Source organism: Sphingomonas trueperi, from assembly GCF_040545665.1.
In the GTDB taxonomy this organism is placed as follows: domain Bacteria; phylum Pseudomonadota; class Alphaproteobacteria; order Sphingomonadales; family Sphingomonadaceae; genus Sphingomonas; species Sphingomonas trueperi_B.
In genome coordinates this window covers 276784-297752 of the sequence record NZ_JBEPMH010000005.1, presented here as the reverse complement: position 1 = coordinate 297752, position 20969 = coordinate 276784, and the positions used below count along the sequence as shown (strand labels likewise).

Annotated in this window: 19 protein-coding genes; 7 read left to right on the top strand and 12 right to left on the bottom strand. The window is 69.1% G+C overall.

All coding sequences use genetic code 11. The features are described from left to right. The first annotated feature begins 119 nt into the window (after nt 1-119). The gene (locus tag ABIC65_RS17170; RefSeq protein ID WP_354310303.1) at nt 120-1904 is read left to right on the top strand and encodes a thiamine pyrophosphate-requiring protein; all 1785 of its coding nucleotides are present in this window, start codon (nt 120-122) and stop codon (nt 1902-1904) included. Here ABIC65_RS17170 and ABIC65_RS17165 read toward each other — a convergent pair. The 8 genes from ABIC65_RS17165 to ABIC65_RS17130 all read right to left on the bottom strand — a co-directional run bounded on the left by ABIC65_RS17165 (nt 1894) and on the right by ABIC65_RS17130 (nt 12241). Continuing rightward, a complete protein-coding gene (locus ABIC65_RS17165; protein WP_354310302.1) occupies nt 1894-2739 on the bottom strand; it encodes an MlaA family lipoprotein in 846 nt (281 codons plus the stop codon). The two genes, ABIC65_RS17170 and ABIC65_RS17165, sit on opposite strands and share 11 nt — an antisense overlap. 140 nt (nt 2740-2879) lie before the next feature. Next, entirely contained in the window at nt 2880-4265 is a 1386-nt protein-coding gene (locus ABIC65_RS17160; RefSeq protein WP_354310301.1) for a TolC family protein, read from the bottom strand. Continuing rightward, entirely contained in the window at nt 4262-5323 is a 1062-nt protein-coding gene (locus tag ABIC65_RS17155) for an HlyD family secretion protein (protein ID WP_354310300.1), read from the bottom strand. Before ABIC65_RS17155 ends, ABIC65_RS17160 begins: the two co-directional genes overlap by 4 nt. Further along, nucleotides 5307-6998 (bottom strand): ABC transporter ATP-binding protein, encoded by a 1692-nt coding sequence (locus tag ABIC65_RS17150; RefSeq protein WP_354310299.1) that lies wholly within the window; start codon nt 6996-6998, stop codon nt 5307-5309. Before ABIC65_RS17150 ends, ABIC65_RS17155 begins: the two co-directional genes overlap by 17 nt. A 73-nt stretch (nt 6999-7071) precedes the next feature. After that, nucleotides 7072-8013, bottom strand: coding sequence for a hydrogen peroxide-inducible genes activator (locus ABIC65_RS17145; protein WP_354310298.1), 942 nt, complete (start codon nt 8011-8013; stop codon nt 7072-7074). Between the two features lie 52 nt (nt 8014-8065). After that, entirely contained in the window at nt 8066-8296 is a 231-nt protein-coding gene (locus tag ABIC65_RS17140; protein ID WP_354310297.1) for a hypothetical protein, read from the bottom strand. Nucleotides 8297-8298: 2 nt separating this feature from the next. Beyond that, nucleotides 8299-10689 carry a YbcC family protein gene (locus ABIC65_RS17135; RefSeq protein ID WP_354310296.1) on the bottom strand — a complete coding sequence of 797 codons (2391 nt, stop codon included), beginning with the start codon at nt 10687-10689 and terminating at the stop codon, nt 8299-8301. Nucleotides 10690-10693: 4 nt separating this feature from the next. After that, nucleotides 10694-12241, bottom strand: coding sequence for a proton-conducting transporter transmembrane domain-containing protein (locus tag ABIC65_RS17130; RefSeq protein ID WP_354310414.1), 1548 nt, complete (start codon nt 12239-12241; stop codon nt 10694-10696). Between the two features lie 102 nt (nt 12242-12343). On the opposite strand from ABIC65_RS17130, the gene ABIC65_RS17125 reads away from it, so the two are divergent. From ABIC65_RS17125 to ABIC65_RS17110, 4 genes are all read left to right on the top strand, one after another. Beyond that, entirely contained in the window at nt 12344-13219 is an 876-nt protein-coding gene (locus tag ABIC65_RS17125; protein ID WP_354310295.1) for a LysR family transcriptional regulator, read from the top strand. Nucleotides 13220-13288: 69 nt separating this feature from the next. Then, entirely contained in the window at nt 13289-14038 is a 750-nt protein-coding gene (locus ABIC65_RS17120) for an EAL domain-containing protein (protein WP_354310412.1), read from the top strand. A gap of 71 nt (nt 14039-14109) precedes the next feature. Beyond that, nucleotides 14110-15633: a fumarate hydratase gene (locus tag ABIC65_RS17115; RefSeq protein ID WP_354310294.1), complete on the top strand. Its 1524-nt coding sequence runs from the start codon at nt 14110-14112 to the stop codon at nt 15631-15633. Between the two features lie 4 nt (nt 15634-15637). Then, complete coding sequence (locus ABIC65_RS17110; protein ID WP_354310293.1) at nt 15638-16027, top strand: DoxX family protein; 390 nt, start codon at nt 15638-15640, stop codon at nt 16025-16027. On the opposite strand, the gene ABIC65_RS17105 is transcribed toward ABIC65_RS17110, so the two are convergent. The 4 genes from ABIC65_RS17105 to ABIC65_RS17090 form a co-directional block, all read right to left on the bottom strand. Next, complete coding sequence (locus ABIC65_RS17105) at nt 16024-16344, bottom strand: hypothetical protein (protein WP_354310292.1); 321 nt, start codon at nt 16342-16344, stop codon at nt 16024-16026. The genes ABIC65_RS17110 and ABIC65_RS17105 overlap by 4 nt on opposite strands. Beyond that, on the bottom strand, nt 16341-16979 hold the full coding sequence (locus ABIC65_RS17100) for a hypothetical protein (protein ID WP_354310291.1): 639 nt from the start codon (nt 16977-16979) through the stop codon (nt 16341-16343). Before ABIC65_RS17100 ends, ABIC65_RS17105 begins: the two co-directional genes overlap by 4 nt. 72 nt (nt 16980-17051) lie before the next feature. Further along, nucleotides 17052-17552, bottom strand: coding sequence for a hypothetical protein (locus ABIC65_RS17095; RefSeq protein WP_354310290.1), 501 nt, complete (start codon nt 17550-17552; stop codon nt 17052-17054). A 23-nt stretch (nt 17553-17575) separates the two neighbouring features. After that, complete coding sequence (locus ABIC65_RS17090; protein WP_354310289.1) at nt 17576-18217, bottom strand: TetR/AcrR family transcriptional regulator; 642 nt, start codon at nt 18215-18217, stop codon at nt 17576-17578. Nucleotides 18218-18307: 90 nt separating this feature from the next. On the opposite strand from ABIC65_RS17090, the gene ABIC65_RS17085 reads away from it, so the two are divergent. Both ABIC65_RS17085 and ABIC65_RS17080 read left to right on the top strand, forming a co-directional pair. Next, on the top strand, nt 18308-19783 hold the full coding sequence (locus ABIC65_RS17085) for an efflux transporter outer membrane subunit (RefSeq protein WP_354310288.1): 1476 nt from the start codon (nt 18308-18310) through the stop codon (nt 19781-19783). Further along, nucleotides 19776-20966, top strand: a complete 1191-nt coding sequence (locus tag ABIC65_RS17080; protein WP_436286741.1) for an HlyD family secretion protein — start codon at nt 19776-19778, stop codon at nt 20964-20966. The genes ABIC65_RS17085 and ABIC65_RS17080 overlap by 8 nt, the downstream gene beginning before the upstream one ends. Nucleotides 20967-20969: the final 3 nt, after the last annotated feature.

Genomic DNA, 20969 nt, shown 5'->3' with positions numbered 1-20969 from the left:
CAGCGGGGACAGCCCTCCACCACAGCCTACGGCGGCGCCCCCCCTTGGAGGGGAGGATCGATGCCCCCTGAACCATCCCCTTCCCCGTCGGTTACCCCGAAAACTTCAGGAGACGGCAGATGGCGAAGCAGACGAGCGACTTTTTCGTGGAGCGGCTTAAGGCCTGGGGCGTGACGCGGATCTATGGCTATTCGGGCGACGGCATCAACGGCGTGCTCGGCGCGCTGCAGCGGGCCGAAGCCAACGGCGAGGGCATCGAGTTCATCCAGGTGCGGCACGAGGAAATGGCCGCGTTCATGGCCTCCGCCCATGCCAAGTTCACCGGCGAACTGGGCGTGTGCCTCTCCACCGGCGGACCGGGCGCGACCCACCTGATCACCGGCATGTACGACGCCAAGCTCGACCATGTCCCGCTGCTCGCCATCGCCGGCCAGGCCGAAACCACCGTGCGCGGCGCCAGTTACCAGCAGGAGCTGAACCTCGATCGGCTGTTCGCCGATGTGTGCGGCTATGTGCAGGAAGTCTCCGCGCCCGCGCAGCTGCGCCATGTCACCGATCGCGCGATCCGCATCGCCATCGCCAACCGCGACGTCACCGCAATTGTGCTGCCCAAGGACGTGCAGGACGAACCGTATCAGGATCCGCCCCTGCAGCACGGCTTCACCCGCTCAGGCCCCGGTTATGTCCGCCCGCAGGTGGTGCCGCCCGCCGGTGCGCTGGCACAGGCCGCCGAGATCCTCGACGCGGGGCAGAAGGTCGCGATCCTGATCGGCGCCGGCGCGCGCGGGGCCGAAGCCCAGGTGATCGAGATCGCCGAGCGGCTCGGTGCGGGCGTGGCCAAGGCGCTGCTCGGCAAGGACGTGCTGGCCGACGACCTGCCCTTCGTCACCGGCGCGATCGGCCTGCTCGGCACCAAGCCCTCGTCGGACATGATGGCGGGCTGCGACACACTGCTGATGATCGGCACCGGTTTCCCCTGGGCCGAGTTCCTGCCGAAGGAAGGCCAGGCGCGCGCGGTGCAGATCGACATCGATCCGGCGATGCTCGGTCTGCGCTACCCAGTGGAGTGCAACCTGCACGGCGGCGCGGCCGAGACGCTGAACGCGCTGCTGCCCCTCCTCAAGCGCAAGGAGGATCGCAGCTGGCAGGAAGGCATCGCCCACGAGGTCACCAAATGGTGGAAGACCATCGAGGAACGCGCCATGGCCGAGGCGAACCCGGTCAACCCGCAGCGGGTCGTCTGGGAGATGTCGCCGCGGCTACCGTCGAATGCCATCGTCACCTCGGACTCCGGCTCCTGCGCCAACTGGTATGCGCGTGACTATAGGGTGAAGGCGGGGCAGCGCGCCTCGCTCTCGGGCGGCCTCGCCTCGATGGGGGCGGCGGTGCCCTATGCGATCGGGGCCAAGTTCGCCCGTCCCGATCGGCCGGTGGTGGCGCTGGTCGGCGACGGCGCGATGCAGATGAACAACATGGCCGAGCTGATCACCGTCGCCAAATATTGGCAGCGCTGGGCCGATCCGCGCTTCATCGTCTGCGTGTTCAACAACCAGGACCTGAACGAAGTCACCTGGGAGCAGCGGGTCATGGAAGGCAACCCGCGCTTCCCGACCACGCAGGACATCCCCGACGTGCCCTATGCCCGCTTCGCCGAGCTGATCGGGCTGCAGGGCATCCATGTCGACACGCCGGAGGCGCTGGGCGGCGCATGGGACGCAGCGCTGCGTGCCGATCGCCCGGTGGTGCTGGAGGTGAAGACCGATCCCGATGTCGCCCCGTTCCCGCCGCACCTCACCTTCGCGCAGGAAAAGGGCTTCATGTCCTCGATGCTCAAGGGCGATGCGGGGCGCGGCGGCGTGATCAAGGAAACCGTGCGGCAGATCGCCAAGGAAATTATCGGCTGACCTCGCGACGCCGGCAGCGGTGCGGCGGGGGCGCGGGCGGTCCCTCGCCGTGCAGCGCCTCCACCCGCTCGCGCTGGCGCTGGAGGTAGAGGTTCCGGCGCGTCGCATAGGGATCGTCGCTCTTGCGGACGCCGTCCAGCATCGCTTCCTTCCGGTCGCGACGATCGAGGATGCGAACCGTTGCCGAGCTGATGACATAGGCGCGCGAACGGAACGGACCACCGATCATCGCGGGCGAGGCAAAGAAGTCGACGAGCCCGCCGACAACGTCGCGAACCGTCGTGGGCCCTGCGACGGGCACGAACAGGAACGGTCCGGGCTTGACGCCGTAAAAGCCGAGCGTGTCGGAAAAGCCATTCTGCCGCCGCGGCAGGTTGAACGGGCAGCGCACCGCCACGTCGAGCGTCCCGCCCAGCCCCACCGTCGTATTGATGGCGAAGCGCCCGGCGGTCTCGAACGCCTTGCCCGGCTTCAGCTGGAGCAGGTAATTGGCGAACACCACGGGCTCGCCCAGATTGGCGAAGAAGTTGCGCAGGCCGTGCCGCACCGGCTTCGGCACCACATGGGCATAGACGCGGGAGGCGGGTGCGGTGACCGCGTCGTCGATTTGATTGGTGACTGCAAAGGAAAGCGCGTTGACCTTCTCCAGCGGATCGCCCGGCATGCGGGCGCGCGCGGAGACGACGATCTCCTGCTGCTCTCCCGCTTCGGCGCCAGCCGGCGGGTTGCCTGCGCGCTGGGTGACGCGCGCCTGCGTACCCGCTGATTGCTGCGCCTGCAGGGTCGAAACCGCGGCCACCGCAGCGGGCGGCACGAACAGCATCGTGCCGAGCATCAAGGCATAGCCCGCAAACGGAAGGCGCAGACGGAAAGAGGCGACCGGCGGTGCGGCAAGGAAATCTCTCGTTAACGGCTCAAAGACAGGACGTCGCCGTCGTACCAAACCCGCACGCTGCCCGGGGAAGTGAACGGGCGTTACATCCCGAGCACCGTCCGGTCCGCCGTTGCCGCCGCGAGATCGGCGCGCGCGACCAGTGCCTGGTAGCGGGCATCGAGCGCGCGCAGCCGCGCGTCGGTCGCGCTTTCCTCGCGCTGGTTGATCAGGAAGAAGTCGCTGGCGCCCATGTCGAAGCGGCGCTGCTCGGCCGCCGCCATCTTGCCCGCGAGGTCGGCCTCCTGCCCCGCGAGGTCGGCGACCTTGTCGGCGCCTTCGATGCCGATCGCGATGCCCTTCACTTCGATCGCGATCTGCTCCTCGAGCATGCGGTGGCGAGTGCGCAGGCCGTCGATCTCCGCCTTGGCCTCGGCGATGCGGCCGCGGGCGCTGCGTCGTTCGAGCGGCACCGTGAATTTGACGCCGACCATCGCCTCGGCCGGCGTGCGCGACGGGCCGCCCAGGCCGATCGCGCCGACATCCTTGCCCAGTTCGGCCCGCGCATCGAGCCGCGGCTTCAGGTCGTTCTCGGCAAGGTCGAGCCGGGCGAGCGACTGATCGATCCGCACCAGCACCGTCTTCAGGTCCGGACGGAGGACCGGCCCCGCCTTGCGCGGGGCGATCGCCAGTTCGGGCAGGGCATCCGGCAATTGCTCGGTCGCCGGCACCAGCGGCATGCCGTTGGCGTCGCGCCAGAAGAAGGACAGCGCGTTGGCGGTCTCGGCCAGCTTCTGCCCGGCCTGCGCGACCAGCGAACGCCTGCGCGCGAGGTTCTGGTCGTTTTCGGTGATCAGGATCTGCGGCCGCGCGCCGAGCTGGACCTGCCGCGCCAGTTGCGACCGGCGCTTCTCGGACAGTGCCAGCAGATCGCGATAGGCCTTGAGCCGCAGCCCGGCGATCGCCCAGGCCTGATAGGCCCCCATCGCGCGGCGCTGCACGCCAATCGCCACCATCTCGCGCTCCAGTCGGGCGACGTCGACATCCTGATCGGCGAGGCGCAGCCTGGTGCGGCGCTCGTCGGTCACCCGGTCGCGGAGCAGCGAGAAGACCGCTCCGACTTTGAATTCGCCGAGCTGGTTGGTGTAGGCCTTGTCCTCATAGACCGGGAAACGCCCCCGCGAGACGCGGTAGCCCGCGTAGAGCCCGCCGCCGTTATTATCCAACGCGCGGCTGGCCTTGGTCTCCACCACCGTGCCGTCATAATAGCCGAAGGGCCGCGCCTGCGCGTCCACGTCGAACACCACGTCGAAGGCGCCCTCGGCGCTCAGCGCCTTGCCCTCCGCCTGGCGCTGCTTGGCCAGCGCCTCGATGATCTGGGGCGCGTTCTGCGCCGAGGAGCGCAGCACCTGGTCGAGCGTCAGCGGTCCCTGCGCGGCGGCGGGCACCGCGCAGACCAGCGCACACAGGGCGAGCAGCAGCCGGATCATTTCTTTTTCTTCTTGTAGACGTCCATGCCCTTCTCCTCGCCCTTGTCGGCGGCGGTGCCGAATTCGAGCGGGAAGTCGTTGAGCTGGCGCCAGAGTTCGTAACCCACCGGCACCGTCTCGCCCTGCACCCAGCCGCGCACCTTGGCGCCGAGGCGGACGAACCGGTCGCCCGGCCAGGCGAGCGTGCCGGGCATCGGCTCGATCAGCACGCGGAACAGGCCGTCGGGCATGGCCGAGGGGTCGACCGAGCGCACCCGCCCGTCGAACAGCCCCCAGGCCATGGACGGCCAGCCGCTCAGCTGGATCGCCGGCCAGCCCTCGAACTCCAGCCGTACGCGGCGGCCCGGGCGGACCAGCGCGATGTCGCGCCCGTCGACCATCAGCTCCACCACACGCTCGGTGCCGCCCTCGGGCGCTAGCGTCGCCAGCTCGGTGCCCGCGCTGACCAACGTCGCGCCGGCGGCGGCGTTGAGCGTCTGGATGCGGCCGTCGCGCGGGGCCCGCACGATCTGCACCGCCTGGCGGTTGAGCGACACTTCGATCCGGTTGAGCTTCGCCCGCGATTCCGCGAGCTTGGCGCCCTGATCGGCGACGCGGATCTGCGCCTGTTCGTAGTCGCGTCGCGCCGCCAGCCCTTCGTTGAACAAAGTGCGTGCGCGGTTCACGTCGATCGAGGCGACCGCGCGAGCGCTTTCGAGCGAGGCGATCTCGGCATGGACCTGGTCACGCTCCGCGGCGAGGCGTTCGAGCAAGGCGGGGTCGTTGTCCGAGATCTTGGCGATCGGATCGCCCTTCTTCACGGCCTGCCCGTCGGTGACGAACCAGCGCTCCACCCGGCCCGGCACCAGCGCGGTGACCGACTGCACCCGGTCGTGCGGATCGAGTGCGACCACCTGCCCCCGCCCCGGCGCGGTCTGCACCCAGGGAACATAGACCATGGTGACGCCAATCAGCGCCACGGCGATCACGATCATCCAGGCGATGGCGCGGGCGATACGCGGCGGGCGCATGGCGGCCAGCGTCGGGAAATGGCCGATATGGTCAGGCCTGAAGGGCATTGCCTGCCTCCTGCGCGGTGAGGGTGGCACGGAGCTGGTCTAGCGTCTCGAAGCGCGCCTGCGTGGTCTTGCCCAGCCACAGATAGCCGTCGCGGCGGATCGCCTCGGGACGGCCGGTGAAGAGAAGCACGGTGGTTCCCGCCTCGCGCAATGCGTCGAGCGCGGCGGTCAATCGTGTTGGCGGGATCAGGTCGTAGAGCGGCCCGAGCAGCAGCACCTTGGGCCGCGCGAGCAGCGCGTTGGCGAGCTTGAGCGCCATCAGCTCGCCGATCGACAGCGGATAGCCCGAGGCGGCAAGCGGGGTCTCCATGCCCTCGGGCAGTTGGCCGATGCGGGCGTCGAGCCCGACCAGCGCCAGCGCATCGAGCACCCTGCCCGCCGGGATGCCGGCGCCGGCCAGCCCCAGATAGTCGCGGATGCTGATCTCGACGATCGTCGGGCGGTCGAGCACGATCACGTCCGAGCGCAGGCGATAGACGTCGAGCGCCTCCAGATCGACGCCGCCCACCATCACCAGCCCGCGATCCGGCTGGAGGTTGCGCTTGAGCAGCATGGCGAGGCGGCTGTCCATCGTCGGCGCGCCGACCACGACCAGCTGGCTGGCCGCCGGGATGGTCAGGTCGATGCGGGCGTCGCCGGCCTCGACCTCGCGCAGCCGCACCTCGCCGTTGCCGGGCGCCTCGCTGTTGCGCGTGTGGGTCTCGTGCGGGATGGCGTAGAGCAGCGACACTTCCTCGGCCGCCGCTACCATGTCGTAAAAGGCGTCGAGATAGGTGCCGAGCTGGCCGAGGCCGTAGAACACACCCGACAGGATCAGCTCGGCGGCGACCAGCTGGCCGATCGAGAGCTGCCCCTGCAGGATCAGCCAGCCGCCCATCGCCAGCAGTGCGGCGCTCGCGGTGGCGTAGAGCAGCAGATAGGCGCAGGTCTGGGTGAAGCTGAAGCGGAAGTGGCGGCGATGCGCGGCGACATAGGCGGCGGTCATCGTCTCGGAGCCGTCCATGGCGAAGTCGAGATGGCGGCTCGACTTGTAGAAGCCGTTGGAGGTGCCCAGCCCCTCCAGCCAGCGCGCGGCATCGTGCTTGGCATGGCTGAGCGCCACCGCCGATCGGATCGCGCCGGGCGACCAGAGCTGCCAGATCAGCCACACCAGCGCGATCAGGATGACGTTGAAGCCGAGGAAGAACGGGTGGTAGAAGCTCGTCACCACCAGCCCCACCACCGATTGCAGCAGGATGGTGAAGCCGCCGATGACGAGGCTGGGCACGCTCTTCTGCACCGTCATCAGGTCGAAATAGCGGTTGAACAGATCGACCCGGCGGGCATCGGCGAAGAAGGGGTTGCGGGCGTGGACCGCGCGGATGGTGATTTCCGCCATGGTGCGCGCGAAGATCCGCCGCTCGAACAGCGCCATGATGTGGACGCGCAGCGCCGAGAGGATCACCACGATCAGCAGCAGCGTGAACAACAGCGCGGACAACGTGATAAGCGGCGCGGGCAGCGCGATCTTGGCGACGCTGTTGATCAGCAGCTGCACCGAGATCGGCGTCGCCAGCGAGAGCAGGCTGATCGCGATGCCATAGACCATGGCGAGGCGCAGATAGCCGCCATCGGGGCCGATCACCTCGCCCAGCCAGCCGCGCACCTGCCCCCAGCCGATCTTCTGTTTCGCCATCGCTCCACCTTCTCCCTTCCGGACCGATGAAGTGCGGGCCACGCGCCATAAGCACAATGCCGGCCCGGCTATATCATCGATAGGAAATACCTATGTCCTCGACACAGGCGACCAGTTCCTGCGCCAGTCTCTTATAGGCGGCGGCACGCGCCACCCCGCTGCGCCACAGCAGCCCCATCTCGCGATAGTGCCGCCCGCCGCGGAACGGGCGCGCGACCACGTCGTCGCCGGGGCGGATCTCCTGCCGCACATAGAGTTCGGGCAGCACCGCCAGCCCCATGCCCATCCCCGCCATCTGGCGGATCGCATCGAGGCTGGTGCCTTCATACTCCTCCCGCACCCGGGCCCCCGCCTTCTCGGCGATCGCGATGGTCTGTTCGGCGAGCCGGTAGCCGCGCTGGAGGGTGAGCAGGTCCTGACCCGCCAGATCCTCGCGGCCGATCGTCTCGCGCGCGGCCAGCGGATGATCGGCAGCCATGGCGAGGTGCAGCGGCTCGCGGAACAGCCGCTCGACCTGCGCGCCGGGCGCCTGCAGCGGCAGCTGGGCGAGGATGAGGTCGTGCGTGCCGGCGGCGAGCCCCTCGACCAGTGCCGCTGGCGGGTTCTCGCGGACGTGCACGCGCAGCTCGTGGAACTGCTGGTGCAGCCGCGCGACCAGCCGCGGCAGCAGATAGGCGCCGATGGTGGGCGTCACCCCCAGACGGATCGTGCCCAGCAGCGCCGCATCGCCCGCGCCGGTAAGTTCGCCGAGATCGCGCACCTCCAGGAGGATGCGGCGCGCGCGCTCGGCAACCTCGCGGCCGAGCGGGGTGAGGAAGGCGCGCGCGCCCCGCTCGACCAGCGGGGCTCCCAAAGCCTCCTCGAACTGGCGGATCGCCTGCGACAGCGAAGGCTGGCTCACCCCGCACAGCGCCGCGGCGCGGGTGAAGCTCGCCTCGCTGCCCAGCGCCACCAGATAGCGGAGCTGGCGCAGGCTGATCTGCTGTTCGAAACCGGGGGCCGCCTTCAGATCCATACAGCGTTGCAGTGAAGCACAAACGGCGCCGTTTCGCCTACGGTGTTTCCCTTCAATTGGGCGCTGCCGCCGCCAGAATAGCGTATGCCGTACTGCGCGGCAGCAGCAGGTGCCGCAGCATCTCCACGTCGTTGGCAATGGCCAGCGGATCCTCCACCAACGCAGCCTGCAGCCAGGGGCTGGTGCCCGGATGCGCCAGCACCCAGGCGATGCGACGGTCGATCGCGGCGATCTCCACCTCGGGCTCTACCGCGCGGCGCGGCGGCGCAATCTCGATCCGCATCGTCAGGCCTCCTGCGCGAAGGGCTGCCACGTCAGGCCGCCGGCATAGCGCCAGGCGACCCGGCCGGCATCGTCGATCGCCAGCAGGTGCAGCCAGTGGTTGTCGAACAGCGCGCGTACCCCGTCGTGCCGCGCGAGCATCTCGGCGATCGCCTCGGTCGGCGCCTCGATCACGACGGTCAGCCGCAGCGGATCATGGACCAGCGTCTCGCCGTCATGCACCGACTGCCAGGGCAGCCCGCCGCGCAGCGTGCCGCCATTGCCTTCGAGGACGCCGATGCCGCCGACGGCATTGTGGAGCAGCTTGTTGCCCGCGCCGAACACGCCCGGCGCGACGCTGGAGCCATAATATTGCAGGCTGATCCAGCTCGCCACCACCACCGGCGCGGTGAGGATCAGCTCCAGCACCGACAGGTCGGCATCCGCCCGCCAATCGTAGTCGTGGAGGAAGGCGCGACCGCCCAGCGACCGGCCTGCCGTCCGCGCACGCGGGGCGGCGATGAAGGCGCTGCACCCGGCAAGCCCCCATTCGGGCCGCACCTCCGCCCAGTCGCGCCCGCGCGCGGCGATCTGCGCGGCACCCTCGGCCCGAGGCAGCTTGGCCGCACGGGCGATCGCCGCCTCCACCGAGGCGCGGGCCAGAGCCTGCTCCACCTCGGCGAGCAGCGGCGCTGGCACCTCCGCATCTTCCGTGAACAGACGGATGCGGTCGCTGGTGGTGTCGTGCAGCCCGGCGATCGCCACCGTCTCGGCAGGGATCACGATTCCGCGCGCCGCCAGCCCGCCGCGCACGACGGCATCGTTGAGCAGCCCGGTTAGCAGGCGCGCGTTGACGTCCCCCGCATGGCCGCCGCACGCGCCGCACTGGAGCGCGCTGGCATGGAGGTTGTTCGTCACACTCGCACCATGCCCAACCAGGATCAGCAGCGGCGCAAAGTCGCTGGTCAGCGACATGGCCCGCAGGATGCGCTCCGCGGCGTCGACAGCGTCGTGCTGCGGCAAGAGCGGGTGGAAGCGCGGCTTGCCCTTGGCCGCCTTGGTTTCGGCCAGCCCCAGCGTGCCCTTGAGGAGCTTGGCCGCATAGACCAGCCCGGCCGATTCCACGAAAGCGAAGGAGGACACTGCCGCCTGCTTGAACCGCCCCCAGGCGCGGTCGCCGCGGGCATTGGCATGGTCGAGCGCTTCCAGATGCGGATCGCCGCCATCGTCGCTGGCGAGGCCCGGCCGCAGCAGCACCGGCAGCCGCGCCTCGCCCGCGCACGCACCGTGCGGCCGATGCGCCGTGCCGACCCCGAAGAAGCCGGCAAAGCCCTTGGTGCGGATGCCCGGCGCCACCCGTTCGATCGCGGCGCGGAGAGGCTCGGAGCGGACGTCGATGCAAAAGGCCATCTGCGCGATCGGGGCCGCTGTCGCCGCAGCTTCCACCGGCGCGTGGAGCCGCTCAGCGAGCCGGCGCTGCTCGGCCAGTTCGGCGGCGTGCTGGAGGATGGCGTCGACGCAGCTGTCCTGCCCCGGCCGCGCCGGCGCTGCGTACCGGCCCGCCGCCTCGGCCCAGCGCGCGCGCAAGGGAGCCTCGCCCAGCTCCCACAGCGCCGCTTCCCAGACCAACCGCACCGCGAGCAGGTCAATCAGGGTGTCGTCGGCTTCGTTCGCCAGCTCGGCCTGCCAGCCCCGATAGCGGGCGAATTGCGCCCAGCCGCCCAGGTCCATCAGCAGCCGCTCGAAATAGCGCGCCGCCGCATCGGCCCGCAGTCCCAGCCGCGCGGCGCTGACCGCGATCGCATCGCTGGCACTTTCCGGCGTTTCGGCGACGAAGGCGCGGAAGCCCGCCAGTCCGAAAATCTCGGGCGTCCGGTCGAGGCAGGCCTGCGTCCGCCAGCCGGCATAGGCACCCAGGCCCTGCGGTGCCGCCCACAAGGCCTGGCCGGCATCGAAATAGCTGCCCGCCCATCCGCCGATCTGGTCCGCGACCACCGACGGCCAGTCGATCCCACCCGAAACCGCGGCGGTTTCGGCGAGCGTGGGCAACGCCATGGGCTCGGCCGCATCTTCGCCGATCTGGACCAGGAACCGCTCGAAGCTGGGCGGGCGCTCGATGGACCGGGCAGCCTTCCATGCCGCGTACAGGTCGATCTCGTGGATCGCGCTTCCGGCGATCCGCGCGCGGTACCAGGCGCGCGGCATGGTCGCCCGGGCACCCCCGCTCCGCGCCAGCCAGACCGAGGCATGGGCGAGGCTGCGGCCGGTGTGGCCGAGGAAGGGATTCACCGCGACGCTGGTCGCCAGCGGCCAGAGCGGCGGGATGACGCGCGCGGCCTGTTCGGCGGCTTCGAGGAGCAGCCCGACATAGCTGGGCTGCGGGGCGTGCGATTGCGGGTCGGCACTGCGGTACATGGGATCAAGCCTTTCCGAGAACCCGGCCGCCGATCACCCGATCGAGCAGCGCGTTGACATAGAAACCGTGGGAGAGATGCGTGCGCAGGCGCTGCGCGGCAGGATGGTCGCACCATAGCGGCAACATCGCCTGCGCCACCGCGATGCCGCCGAATGCGATTAGCGCGATCGCCAGCAGCACCCATTGGAACGGGCCGGGCGCGGGCACCGCGGGCAGCGTACCGGCGGTCAGCCGCTCCGCCGTGGCGTGCAGCAGGAAATAGGCGGCGGTGGCGAGGATCGCGAAGCCGAGCGTCCGCTGGAGCAGGGCGCGGGGCGCGGCGGGGCTCATGCCTTGCACGATCAGATAGGCGACGCCGAACACCAGGATCGCGCCGAGCGCCACCGCCTGGGGCGGCTTGGCCCAGGCGCCGAAGCCGATCGCGAGCGCACCGTAGAGGATCGCCGCGCCCAGCATCGCCAGCGCCACCGCCATACCGTCCGGCTTGGCGACCGGGCCCAGCCGCCGCGCCGCCGCGATCCGCTCGACCGCGCCGCCCGAGGACAGGAAGGCATGCGCCTTGTACAGCGAGTGGGCGACGATATGCAGCAGCGCCAGATAGAACAGGCCCAGCCCGCACTGCATCACCATGAAGCCCATCTGCGCGACCGTCGACCAGGCGAGCTGGGTCTTGATCGCCGGCTGGGTGGGCAGCACCAGGCTGCCGAACAGCGCGGTGAAGCCGCCGAGCATCGCCAGCAACGCCAGCGCCGCGGGCGAAGCGAGCATCACATCCGCCAGCCGGATCAGCAAAAAGCCGCCGGCATTGATCACGCCGGCATGGAGCAGCGCGGAGACGGGCGTGGGTGCTTCCATCACTTCGGTCAGCCAGCCGTGCAGCGGAAACTGCGCGGACTTGAGCATCGCGGCGATCCCGATCCCCCAGGCGGCGAGCGCCATCGCCTCGGGCGCGGTGCCGGCGCGGGCGGCGGCGAGCAGCTTGGCGATGTCGGTCGAGCCGGTGGCGCGCCACAGCAGCACCGCCGATCCGATCAGCAGCACATCGGCAAGCCCGGTGCTCAGCGCCTTCTTGCGCGCCGCGCGGCGGGCAGCGGCGCGCTCGGGGTAGAAGAGCAGCAGCCGGCGCAGGCCCTGCCCCGTCGCGATCCAGGCGAAGACCAGTTGCGGCAGCGTACCGGCAGTGACCAGCAGCATCACGCTCGCCAGCGTCACCGCCAGCCAGGCGAGGAAGCGGCCCTGCCGTGCCTCGCCATCGAGGTAGGTCGCCGCGAAGCGCACCACCACCCAGCCGACAAAGGCGACCAGCACCAGCATGGTCACGCTCACCACATCCAGCCGGGTCGCCACAAAGGCTTCGGCCCCCGCAAGGGCGAGCGTGCGCGGTCCGCTCCAGGCGCTCCATGCCGCCAGCCCCAGCGCAGCGATCAGCGCGACAAGCGCCGCGACCGGCACGACCCGTCGCGTCCATCCCGGCCGGAACTGCCGTCCGACCCCCGCCGCGACTGCTGCCGCAGCAAGGAGCCCCGGCCCTGCATTCGCCAACCACCACATGCTCACTCCCGACCTCCATATCTGTTGGCGGGAGCGTTAGAGCTGCGGAACGATCCTATAAAATTCATTGTTTGGCGCAAAACGTTCACTTAAAAAGAATGAATGCGAGACCTGAACTACAACCACCTCCGCTATTTCTGGGCGGTGTCGCATGACGGGAACCTCACCCGCACGGCGGAGCGGATTGCGGTCTCGCAGTCGGCGCTGTCCACCCAGATCCGCAAGCTGGAGGAGCGGCTGGGCCATGCCCTGTTCGAGCGCGAGGGCCGCCGGCTGGTGCTCACCGAGGCCGGCCGCATCGCGCTCGACCACGCGGACTCGATCTTTGCGACCGGCGACGAGCTGCTCGACGTGCTGCGCGAGACCGGCCGCGCCCGCCAGGCGGTCCGGATCGGCGCACTCGCCACGCTGTCGCGCAACTTCCAGATCGGCTTCGTCCAGCCGCTGCTCCACCGCGCCGATGTCGAGCTGGTGCTGCGCTCGGGCAGCGCGGCGGAGCTGATGCAAGCGCTCGCCGCGCTCCAGTTGGACGTGGTGCTCGCCAACCGCCCGCCGGCGCGCGACGCGATCACCCCCTATCTCGCGCACAAGATCGCCGAGCAGCGGGTGAGCCTGATCGGTCAGCCAGGCATCGCGGGCGACACCAGCCTCGCCGCCTTGCTCGCCACCCAGCCGCTGGTGCTGCCGACGCTGGAGAGCAGCGTCCGCGCCGCCTTCGATGCGCTGGCGGCAACGCTGGGCGTCCGCCCGCAGATCGCCGCCGAGGTCGACGACATGGCGCTGATGCGCCTGCTCGCGCGCGAGGGCGTGGGGCTGGCGGTGTTGCCGCCGATCGTCGTGCAGGACGAGCTGGCGGCGGGCAGCCTCGTCGAATTCGATCAACTGCCGCAGGTTACCGAGAGCTTCTACGCCGTCACCCTGGAGCGCCGCTTCCCCAATCCGCTGGTGGCCGAGCTGCTCCGCGCCGCGCGAAGCTGAGCTAACACGCTGTTACCGCGATCATTTTCATGCCAGGACCGCGCAGGCATTCTATAGAAGAGAATGGAAATGCGGAAAATCTGCGCGGGGTGCCGCGACGGGGTCGATTTCGACATCCCCTTCGCCATGGCCTTTCAGCCGATCGTCGATACCGACACCGGCCTGCCCTTCGCCTATGAGGCGCTGGTGCGCGGCGAAGACGGTTCAGGCGCGTACGGCGTGCTGTCGCAGGTGACCGATGCCAACCGCTATGCGTTCGACCAGGCCTGCCGGGTCAAGGCGATCGAAACCGCGATGGCCGCCGGGCTGATGGAAACGGGCGCGCGGCTCTCGATCAACTTCCTGCCCAACGCGGTCTATTCGCCCGTCGCCTGCATCCAGCTGACGCTGCAGACCGCCCGCGCCGTCGCGATGCCACTCGACCGGCTGATCTTCGAGTTCACCGAGAACCAGTTGATCGCCGATCCGAACCACGTCGCGACGATCATCGATTCCTACAAGCAGATCGGCTTCAAGGTTGCGATGGACGATTTCGGGGCGGGCCATTCGGGGCTCGACCTGTTCGCCCGCTTCGCCCCGGACGAGGTGAAGCTCGACATGGCGCTGATCCGCGGCATCGATCGCGAGCCGCGCCGCCAGGCGATCGTCCGCGCGATGGTGGGCCTGTGCAACGAACTCGACACGCTGCTGATCGCCGAGGGGATCGAGACGGCGGAGGAGGCGGCCGTGCTGCGTAGCCTCGGCGTGCGCTACCACCAAGGCTATTGGTACGCCCGCCCGGCGCTGGGCGTGCTGCCACGGATCACGCCGGGGGCCTAGTCCTGCCGCGACTTGGCCTATAGAGACACGGTGACGCCCGCACCGGGCCCCATTTTCTGCAGGCAGGATCCATGACCGTCCTCATCAAGGAAGCCGATCTGATCGACAGCGTCGCCGACGCGCTCCAGTACATCTCCTACTATCACCCGATGGATTATATCCGCGCGCTGGGCGACGCCTATGCGGCCGAGCGGGGCCCCGCCGCCAAGGACGCCATCGCCCAGATCCTCACCAACAGCCGGATGTGCGCCGAAGGCCACCGCCCGATCTGCCAGGACACCGGCATCGTCACCGTGTTCATCCAGTGGGGTCAGAAGTGCGTGCTGGACAGCGAGCGCTCGCTGCAGGACGTGGTCGATGAAGGCGTGCGCCGCGCGTACCTCCACCCCGAGAACCGCCTGCGCGCCTCGATCCTGCGCGATCCGGCCTTCTCCCGCGTCAACACCAAGGACAACACGCCCTGCGTTCTCAACGTCGAGATGGTCCCCGGCGACCATGTCCATGTCGAGCTGGCGGCCAAGGGCGGCGGCTCCGAGAACAAGTCGAAGTTCGCGATGCTCAACCCGAGCGATTCGATCGTCGACTGGGTGCTCGAGATGGTCCCGAAGATGGGCGCCGGCTGGTGTCCGCCGGGCATGCTCGGCATCGGCATCGGCGGCACCGCGGAGAAGGCGGTGACGCTCGCCAAGAAGTCGCTAATGGGTGATATCGACATGGCGCAGCTCAAGCAGCGCGGGCCGCAGAACGATATCGAGAAGCTCCGCATCGAGATCTTCGACAAGGTCAACGAGCTCGGCATCGGCGCGCAGGGCCTGGGCGGGCTGGCGACGATCCTCGACGTGAAGATCCTCGATTATCCGACCCACGCCGCCTCCAAGCCGATCGCGATGATCCCCAACTGCGCCGCCACCCGCCACGCGCATTTCAGCCTCGACGGCAGCGGCCCGGTCTATCTCGACCCGCCGAGCCTCGACGAATGGCCGAAGGTGGAATGGGCGCCTTCGAAGGAATCGATCCGTGTCGACCTCGACACGCTGACCCCCGAGGTGGTGGCGAGCTGGAAGCCGGGCGACCGCCTGCTCCTGAACGGCAAGATGCTCACCGGGCGCGACGCCGCGCACAAGCGCATCCAGGACATGCTGGCCAAGGGCGAGGAGTTGCCGGTCGATTTCAAGGGCCGGGTGATCTACTATGTCGGCCCGGTCGATCCGGTGCGCGACGAGGTGGTCGGCCCCGCCGGCCCCACCACCGCGACCCGCATGGACAAGTTCACCGAGATGATGCTGGCGCAAACCGGGCTGATCGCGATGGTCGGCAAGGCGGAGCGCGGGCCGGTGGCGATCGAGGCGATCCGCAACCACAAGGCCGCCTATCTGATGGCGGTGGGCGGTGCGGCCTATCTCGTCGCCCGCGCGATCAAGGGCGCACGCGTCGTCGGCTTCGCGGATCTCGGCATGGAAGCGATCTACGAGTTCGACGTGAAGGACATGCCCGTCACCGTCGCGGTGGATGCCACCGGCGAGAGCGTCCACCACACCGGCCCGCTGGTGTGGCGCGAGAAGATCGCGAAGGAACGGCTGCTCCAGCAGGCCTGAGGCCATGGGTACGCCAGCCGAGACACCGTGGCGCCGCCGCGCGCGGATCACGCTGGCGTGCCTCTATCTGCTGGCGGGCGTGCTGCACCTGATGGTGCCGCGCCCGTTCCTGCAGATCACGCCGGTCTGGGTGCCGTACCCGGCGCTGGTGATCGCGGCCACCGGGCTCTGCGAGATCGCGGGGGCGCTTGCGCTGCTGACCTTGCGACTGCGCAAGCTCGCGGGCGTGATGCTGGCCCTCTACGCGCTGTGCGTGTTCCCGGCAAACCTCCAGCACGCGGTGCAGGACCTCTCGACCGGCACCGGGCTGGGCTGGGCCTATCATGCGCCGCGGCTGTTCCTGCAGCCGCTGCTCTGCTGGTGGGCGCTATGGGCGGGCGGGGTCCGGCGCTAGCCGCCAAGCGCATCCGCCAAATGGCAGTTCTTGCCCGGCGTCACCCCCTCGACGCGGTCGACCTGCAGGATCGAGCCGCCATCCTTCCCCTCGACATAGCGCCCGATCACCTCGCCATAGGCAGGCAGCTTGGTCTTGCGGAGCGCGTCCAGCACATGCCCGCCCGGCGCTTCGACCAGCGCATAGCGGTTCTCGGCCAGGTCGCAGCGCCGCAGGACGAGGGCGGTGCCGTCCAGCTCCACCGTGCCGATGAAGACGTCGGCGCCATCCTGCACCGGCAGCGCCGCAGCGGCGAGCGCAACCAGCAGCCCGATCATAGCGGCTTTCCGTCCTTGTCGAGCAGATCGATCTTGTACGAGCAGCCGTACAGCGTCTTGCCCGGGTGCGAGGTGACGTTGGAGACGTTGAGCGCAATGCGGGTGTGGGCGCGGAAGTGATCGCCATCGGCGGGGTCGGTCACGTCGCTGATCACCCGCTCCCCGAGGAACTTGCGGAACTTGATCTCCGATTCCGCCTGCGCCCGAGTCACCTTGCCCGAGGCGACCAGCGCATCGACCAGCCCATCGGCCCCCATCGCATTCTCGATCTTCTCCTTGCGCGCGACGAGCGCGGGATCGGGCTCGTCGAGGATCGCCAGGATGCCGCTGGAGGTGAAGGCGATGCGCCGCGTGCTGTACGAACCAGCCACGGTGATCGAGGCGGACAGGTCATATTCCTTGAGCAGGAAATTGCTCGACTTCACCGGCTTCCAGCCGAGCTTGGCCGCGATCGCGTCGTCGCCGGCCACGGCAATGGCGAAGCCGTTATAGGTCGGCGCGTCGAGGCGGCACGCGATCGCGTCGCGCACGTCGATCTTCGTGGGATCGACCTCGTCGTCCTGCACGGCGGCGGCGAAGGCGGAAGCCGGCAGCAGCGCGGCGAGCAAGGCGATGCGGAAGGATGGGATTGTCATGCCGGCCGGTTATTACGGTGCCGACGAGGCGACAATCGTTTCGCGCCGAAGCGATGCGCCGGCGGGATCATCCTATTCCGGCAGGATCCGAACCCGGCGCTTGCCCCAATAGCTGAGGTCGATCGAGAAATGCACCGGCGCGTCCTTCTTGGTCAGGATCATCTGGTCGCCCCGCCCGCCCTCGCCGGTGTAGCTGAACGCCCAGCCCTGCTTCTTCAGCGCCTCGCCGACCTTCATCACCGCCGACTGATCGCGATCGTGCCACAGGGTAATCTGGCGAAAGCCGCTCGCGCCGCCAGCGCCGGTGAGGTCCAGCGCCGCTTCGTACGGCCCCTTGCCCAGCAGCATCACGCCCGAGCGGCGGCAGCGCACATGGTAGCCGTCTATCTCCAGGCAATTGTCAAACCCGGCGCGCTTGGCATCCGCAAGGCTGCCGCTTACCGGCAGGCCCGCATAGGCGAGCGAGGGCGGCGGCGGTGCCGGCGGCTCGGAGCTGCACCCGGCGAGCAGCAGCGCCGCGGCTGCGGCCGTCGCCCGTACGAAGCTCCGCTGATGAAAGTCCGGCGTCGGCATGTCCCTCTCCCCTTGCGGGAAGCCTAGGCGGCCACCGGCTCGGGCGCAAACGCGCGCAGGAAGAGATCGACGATATAATCGGTCTCCTCTTCGATCTCGGCGTCGCTGAACTGGTGCCCCAGCATCGCCCGCTGCTGCGAGCCCATGCACAGGCTGGTCAGCGCGAACGCCGCCTTGAGCGGATCAGACTTGCGAAGCTGGCCCTTGTGCATCGCATCGTCGAGATGCGCCGCAACGAGTTCTCGGGTGCGCTGCGGCCCGCGGCGGAAAAAGATCTCGCCCATCTCCGGCGAGCGCTCGACCTCGGCATGGATCACCCGGTGCAGCCGGATCGCGTCCTTCGACGTCACCTTGCGCAACAGGCTGCGGATGAACGCGCACAACGTCGCCTTCAGATTGTCCGAAGGCACCAGCAACTGCATCACCTGCTCGCGATATTCGCGGGTCACCGCATCCAGGCAGGCGTCGAACAATTCTTCCTTCGACGCGAAATAGCTCCACAGGGTGCCCTTCGAGCCGCCCAGTTCCGCCGCGATCGCCGACATGGAAACGCCGGCATAGCCCTGCTCCATGAACTGACGCTTGGCGATCGCCAGGATGGCGGCACGCCGATCCTGCTTCCGCGCTTCGCGCTTGCCCAGGCATTTGGGGGTTACGATTTCCATAACCGTACTATAGGGTACGATTTTATATTGACAAGAGCGGAAGCGCTCTCCATCTGGAACTCGTACCCAATAGTACGGTTTTTCCAGACCATGATGAGTCGTTTCCCAACAAGGCCCTTGTTGCTGTCCGCTGCTGCCGCTTCGGCACTGGCGGCGTGCGCGCCGGTGCCGAACCTCGGCGCCCGCCCGGAAGTGCGCGCGGCGGACAGCTATGCCGCCGGCCAGTCGCTCGCCGGTGCCGCGCAGACGCAGGCGCAATGGCCCGTCACCAACTGGTGGACCGCCTATAACGATCCGCAGCTCAACGCATTGATGGACGAGGCCTTTCGCGGCGCGCCCAATCTCGCGGCGGCCGCGGCCCGGCTGCGCTCGGCCCAGGCCTATGCCGTCCAGGTCGGCGCCGCCCGCCTGCCGCGCGTCGATGCCTCCGCCTCGGCCGCAGCCAACCAGATCAACGTCGGCGACGGTCTGCCGATCGAAATCGGCTCGAACGTACAGACGCTCGGTTACGGCACGCTCAACCTGTCCTTCGATCTCGACATCTGGGGCAAGAACCGCGCCCAGCTCGCCGCCGCGACCTCGGAAGCGGAAGCCGCGCGGCTCGAACTGGAACAGGCGCGGCTTGCGCTTTCGACCAACATCGCCGCCGCCTATGCCGATCTCGCCCGCCTCGCGGCCGATCGCCGGGTGCAGGAGCGCGCGCTGGAGGTCCGCCTCGCCACGCAGAAGCTGGTCACCGATCGCGTGACCAACGGCCTGGAGACGCGCGCCGAAGAGAAGCAGGCCGCCTCCGCCGTCCCCGCCGCCCGCGCGCAGCTCGCCGCGATCGACGAGGATATCGGCCTGACCCGCAACCGCATCGCCGCGCTGCTCGGCCAGGGCCCGGACCGCGGCCTGAGCATCGCCCTGCCCGCCGCGCCGACCGAGGCACGCGGCATTCCGGCGGACGTGACGACCAACCTGATCGGCCGCCGCCCCGACGTCGCCGCCGCGCGTGCGCGGGTCGAAGCCGCCGCGAGCCGCATCAAGGCGGCGCGTGCGGACTTCTACCCGTCGATCCGCCTGAGCGCGCTCGCCGGCTATGGCGCGCTGGGTCTTGACAACCTTGTCAAGGGCAATGGTGCGTCGGTGTTCCAGGCCGGCCCCGCGATCAGCCTGCCGATCTTCCACGGCGGCGAGTTGCGCGGCCAATATGCCCGCGCCCGCGCCACCTATGACGAGGCGGTCGCCAATTACGACACGAGCGTCACCACCGCCTATCATGACGTGGCGGATGCGGTGACCAGCCAGAAGGCGCTTGCCACGCGCCTCGCCCAGAGCCGCCAGGCGCTGGACGATTCCGAACAGGCCTATTCGATCGCCCAGCAACGCTATCAAGGCGGGCTGTCGCGGTTTCTCGATGTTCTGACCGCCGAGGAGAGGGTGTTGCAGAACCGCCAGATCGTCGCCGGACTGGAAGCTCGTGCGTTCGCGCTCGACGTCCAGCTCGTCCGCGCACTCGGCGGAGGCTTTTCCACCAACAACGCGGCCGCTGCCGCCGCTTCCGAGGTCAAGACCCATGGCTGATGCAGAACCCGCCATCCATTCCGCCCGCGGCGACGCCGACCGCAACGAGCCTTCGCAGGCACCCGCCCATACCGACATGGACGAAGGCAAGCGCAAGAACCTTCGCAAGCGACTGATGCTCGGCATCGGCGGCCTCGTGCTGGTCGCCGGGCTCGGCTATGGCGGCTATTACATGGTCGTCGGCAGCCATTTCGTGAGCACCGACAACGCCTATGTCGGCGCCGACAGCGCCAGCATCACGCCCATGACCGGCGGCCAGGTGCTGCGCGTCGCGGTGTCGGACACCCAGGCGGTGAAGAAGGGCGACGTGCTCGTCCAGATCGACGACAGCGACGCCAGGATCGCGCTGGCCCAGGCCGAGGCCGATCTCGCCCGCGCCACCCGCCAGTTCGGCCAGACCTCGGCGACCAGCGAAGCGCTGGCCGCGCAGGTCCAAGCCCGCGAGGCGGACATCGCCCGCGCGCGTGCGCAGGTCACCGCGGCGCAGGCCGATTTCGAAAAGGCCCGCATCGACCTTTCCCGTCGCCAGAAGCTCGCGCCCAACGGCGCGGTTTCGGGCGAGGAGCTGACCTCGGCGACCAACGCCTTCCAGGCGGCGCGCGCGAACCTCGAACTCGCCAAGGCGGGTCTCGCCCAGGCAAACTCGACCCGCGTCGCGGCCAGCGGCCAGCTGGCGGCGAACCAGGCGCTGGTCAACGGCGCCACCGCGACGACTGCACCGGAAGTGCTCGCCGCCCGCGCCAAGGTGGACCAGGCCAAGCTCGATCTCGCCCGCACCACGATCCGCGCGCCGTTCGACGGCGTGGTCACGCGCCGCAACGTTCAGGTCGGCCAGCGCGTGGCGCCGGGCGCCCAACTGATGCTGATCGTGCCGCTCAACCAGCTCTATGTCGACGCCAACTTCAAGGAAGGCCAGCTGACCCGCGTGAAGGTCGGCCAGCCGGTCGAGCTGAAGTCGGACCTGTATGGCGGCGGCGTGACGTATCACGGCCGCGTGATCGGCTTCTCGGGCGGTACCGGTTCCTCCTTCGCGCTGATCCCGGCGCAGAACGCGACCGGCAACTGGATCAAGGTGGTCCAGCGCCTGCCGGTGCGCGTCGCGCTCGATCCGAAGGAACTGCAGGCGCACCCGCTGCGCGTCGGCCTGTCGATGGACGCCGAGATCGACACCTCGGCCAAGTAAGGA

Bases quoted from the DNA above. Each gene is read 5' to 3' on its own strand.
- ABIC65_RS17170 (WP_354310303.1), top strand. From the start codon at position 120: ATGGCGAAGCAGACGAGCGACTTTTTCGTGGAGCGGCTTAAGGCCTGG.
- ABIC65_RS17165 (WP_354310302.1), bottom strand. From the start codon at position 2,739: ATGCTCGGCACGATGCTGTTCGTGCCGCCCGCTGCGGTGGCCGCGGTT.
- ABIC65_RS17160 (WP_354310301.1), bottom strand. From the start codon at position 4,265: ATGATCCGGCTGCTGCTCGCCCTGTGTGCGCTGGTCTGCGCGGTGCCC.
- ABIC65_RS17155 (WP_354310300.1), bottom strand. From the start codon at position 5,323: ATGCCCTTCAGGCCTGACCATATCGGCCATTTCCCGACGCTGGCCGCC.
- ABIC65_RS17150 (WP_354310299.1), bottom strand. From the start codon at position 6,998: ATGGCGAAACAGAAGATCGGCTGGGGGCAGGTGCGCGGCTGGCTGGGC.
- ABIC65_RS17145 (WP_354310298.1), bottom strand. From the start codon at position 8,013: ATGGATCTGAAGGCGGCCCCCGGTTTCGAACAGCAGATCAGCCTGCGC.
- ABIC65_RS17140 (WP_354310297.1), bottom strand. From the start codon at position 8,296: ATGCGGATCGAGATTGCGCCGCCGCGCCGCGCGGTAGAGCCCGAGGTG.
- ABIC65_RS17135 (WP_354310296.1), bottom strand. From the start codon at position 10,689: ATGTACCGCAGTGCCGACCCGCAATCGCACGCCCCGCAGCCCAGCTAT.
- ABIC65_RS17130 (WP_354310414.1), bottom strand. From the start codon at position 12,241: ATGTGGTGGTTGGCGAATGCAGGGCCGGGGCTCCTTGCTGCGGCAGCA.
- ABIC65_RS17125 (WP_354310295.1), top strand. From the start codon at position 12,344: ATGCGAGACCTGAACTACAACCACCTCCGCTATTTCTGGGCGGTGTCG.
- ABIC65_RS17120 (WP_354310412.1), top strand. From the start codon at position 13,289: ATGCGGAAAATCTGCGCGGGGTGCCGCGACGGGGTCGATTTCGACATC.
- ABIC65_RS17115 (WP_354310294.1), top strand. From the start codon at position 14,110: ATGACCGTCCTCATCAAGGAAGCCGATCTGATCGACAGCGTCGCCGAC.
- ABIC65_RS17110 (WP_354310293.1), top strand. From the start codon at position 15,638: ATGGGTACGCCAGCCGAGACACCGTGGCGCCGCCGCGCGCGGATCACG.
- ABIC65_RS17105 (WP_354310292.1), bottom strand. From the start codon at position 16,344: ATGATCGGGCTGCTGGTTGCGCTCGCCGCTGCGGCGCTGCCGGTGCAG.
- ABIC65_RS17100 (WP_354310291.1), bottom strand. From the start codon at position 16,979: ATGACAATCCCATCCTTCCGCATCGCCTTGCTCGCCGCGCTGCTGCCG.
- ABIC65_RS17095 (WP_354310290.1), bottom strand. From the start codon at position 17,552: ATGCCGACGCCGGACTTTCATCAGCGGAGCTTCGTACGGGCGACGGCC.
- ABIC65_RS17090 (WP_354310289.1), bottom strand. From the start codon at position 18,217: ATGGAAATCGTAACCCCCAAATGCCTGGGCAAGCGCGAAGCGCGGAAG.
- ABIC65_RS17085 (WP_354310288.1), top strand. From the start codon at position 18,308: ATGATGAGTCGTTTCCCAACAAGGCCCTTGTTGCTGTCCGCTGCTGCC.
- ABIC65_RS17080 (WP_436286741.1), top strand. From the start codon at position 19,776: ATGGCTGATGCAGAACCCGCCATCCATTCCGCCCGCGGCGACGCCGAC.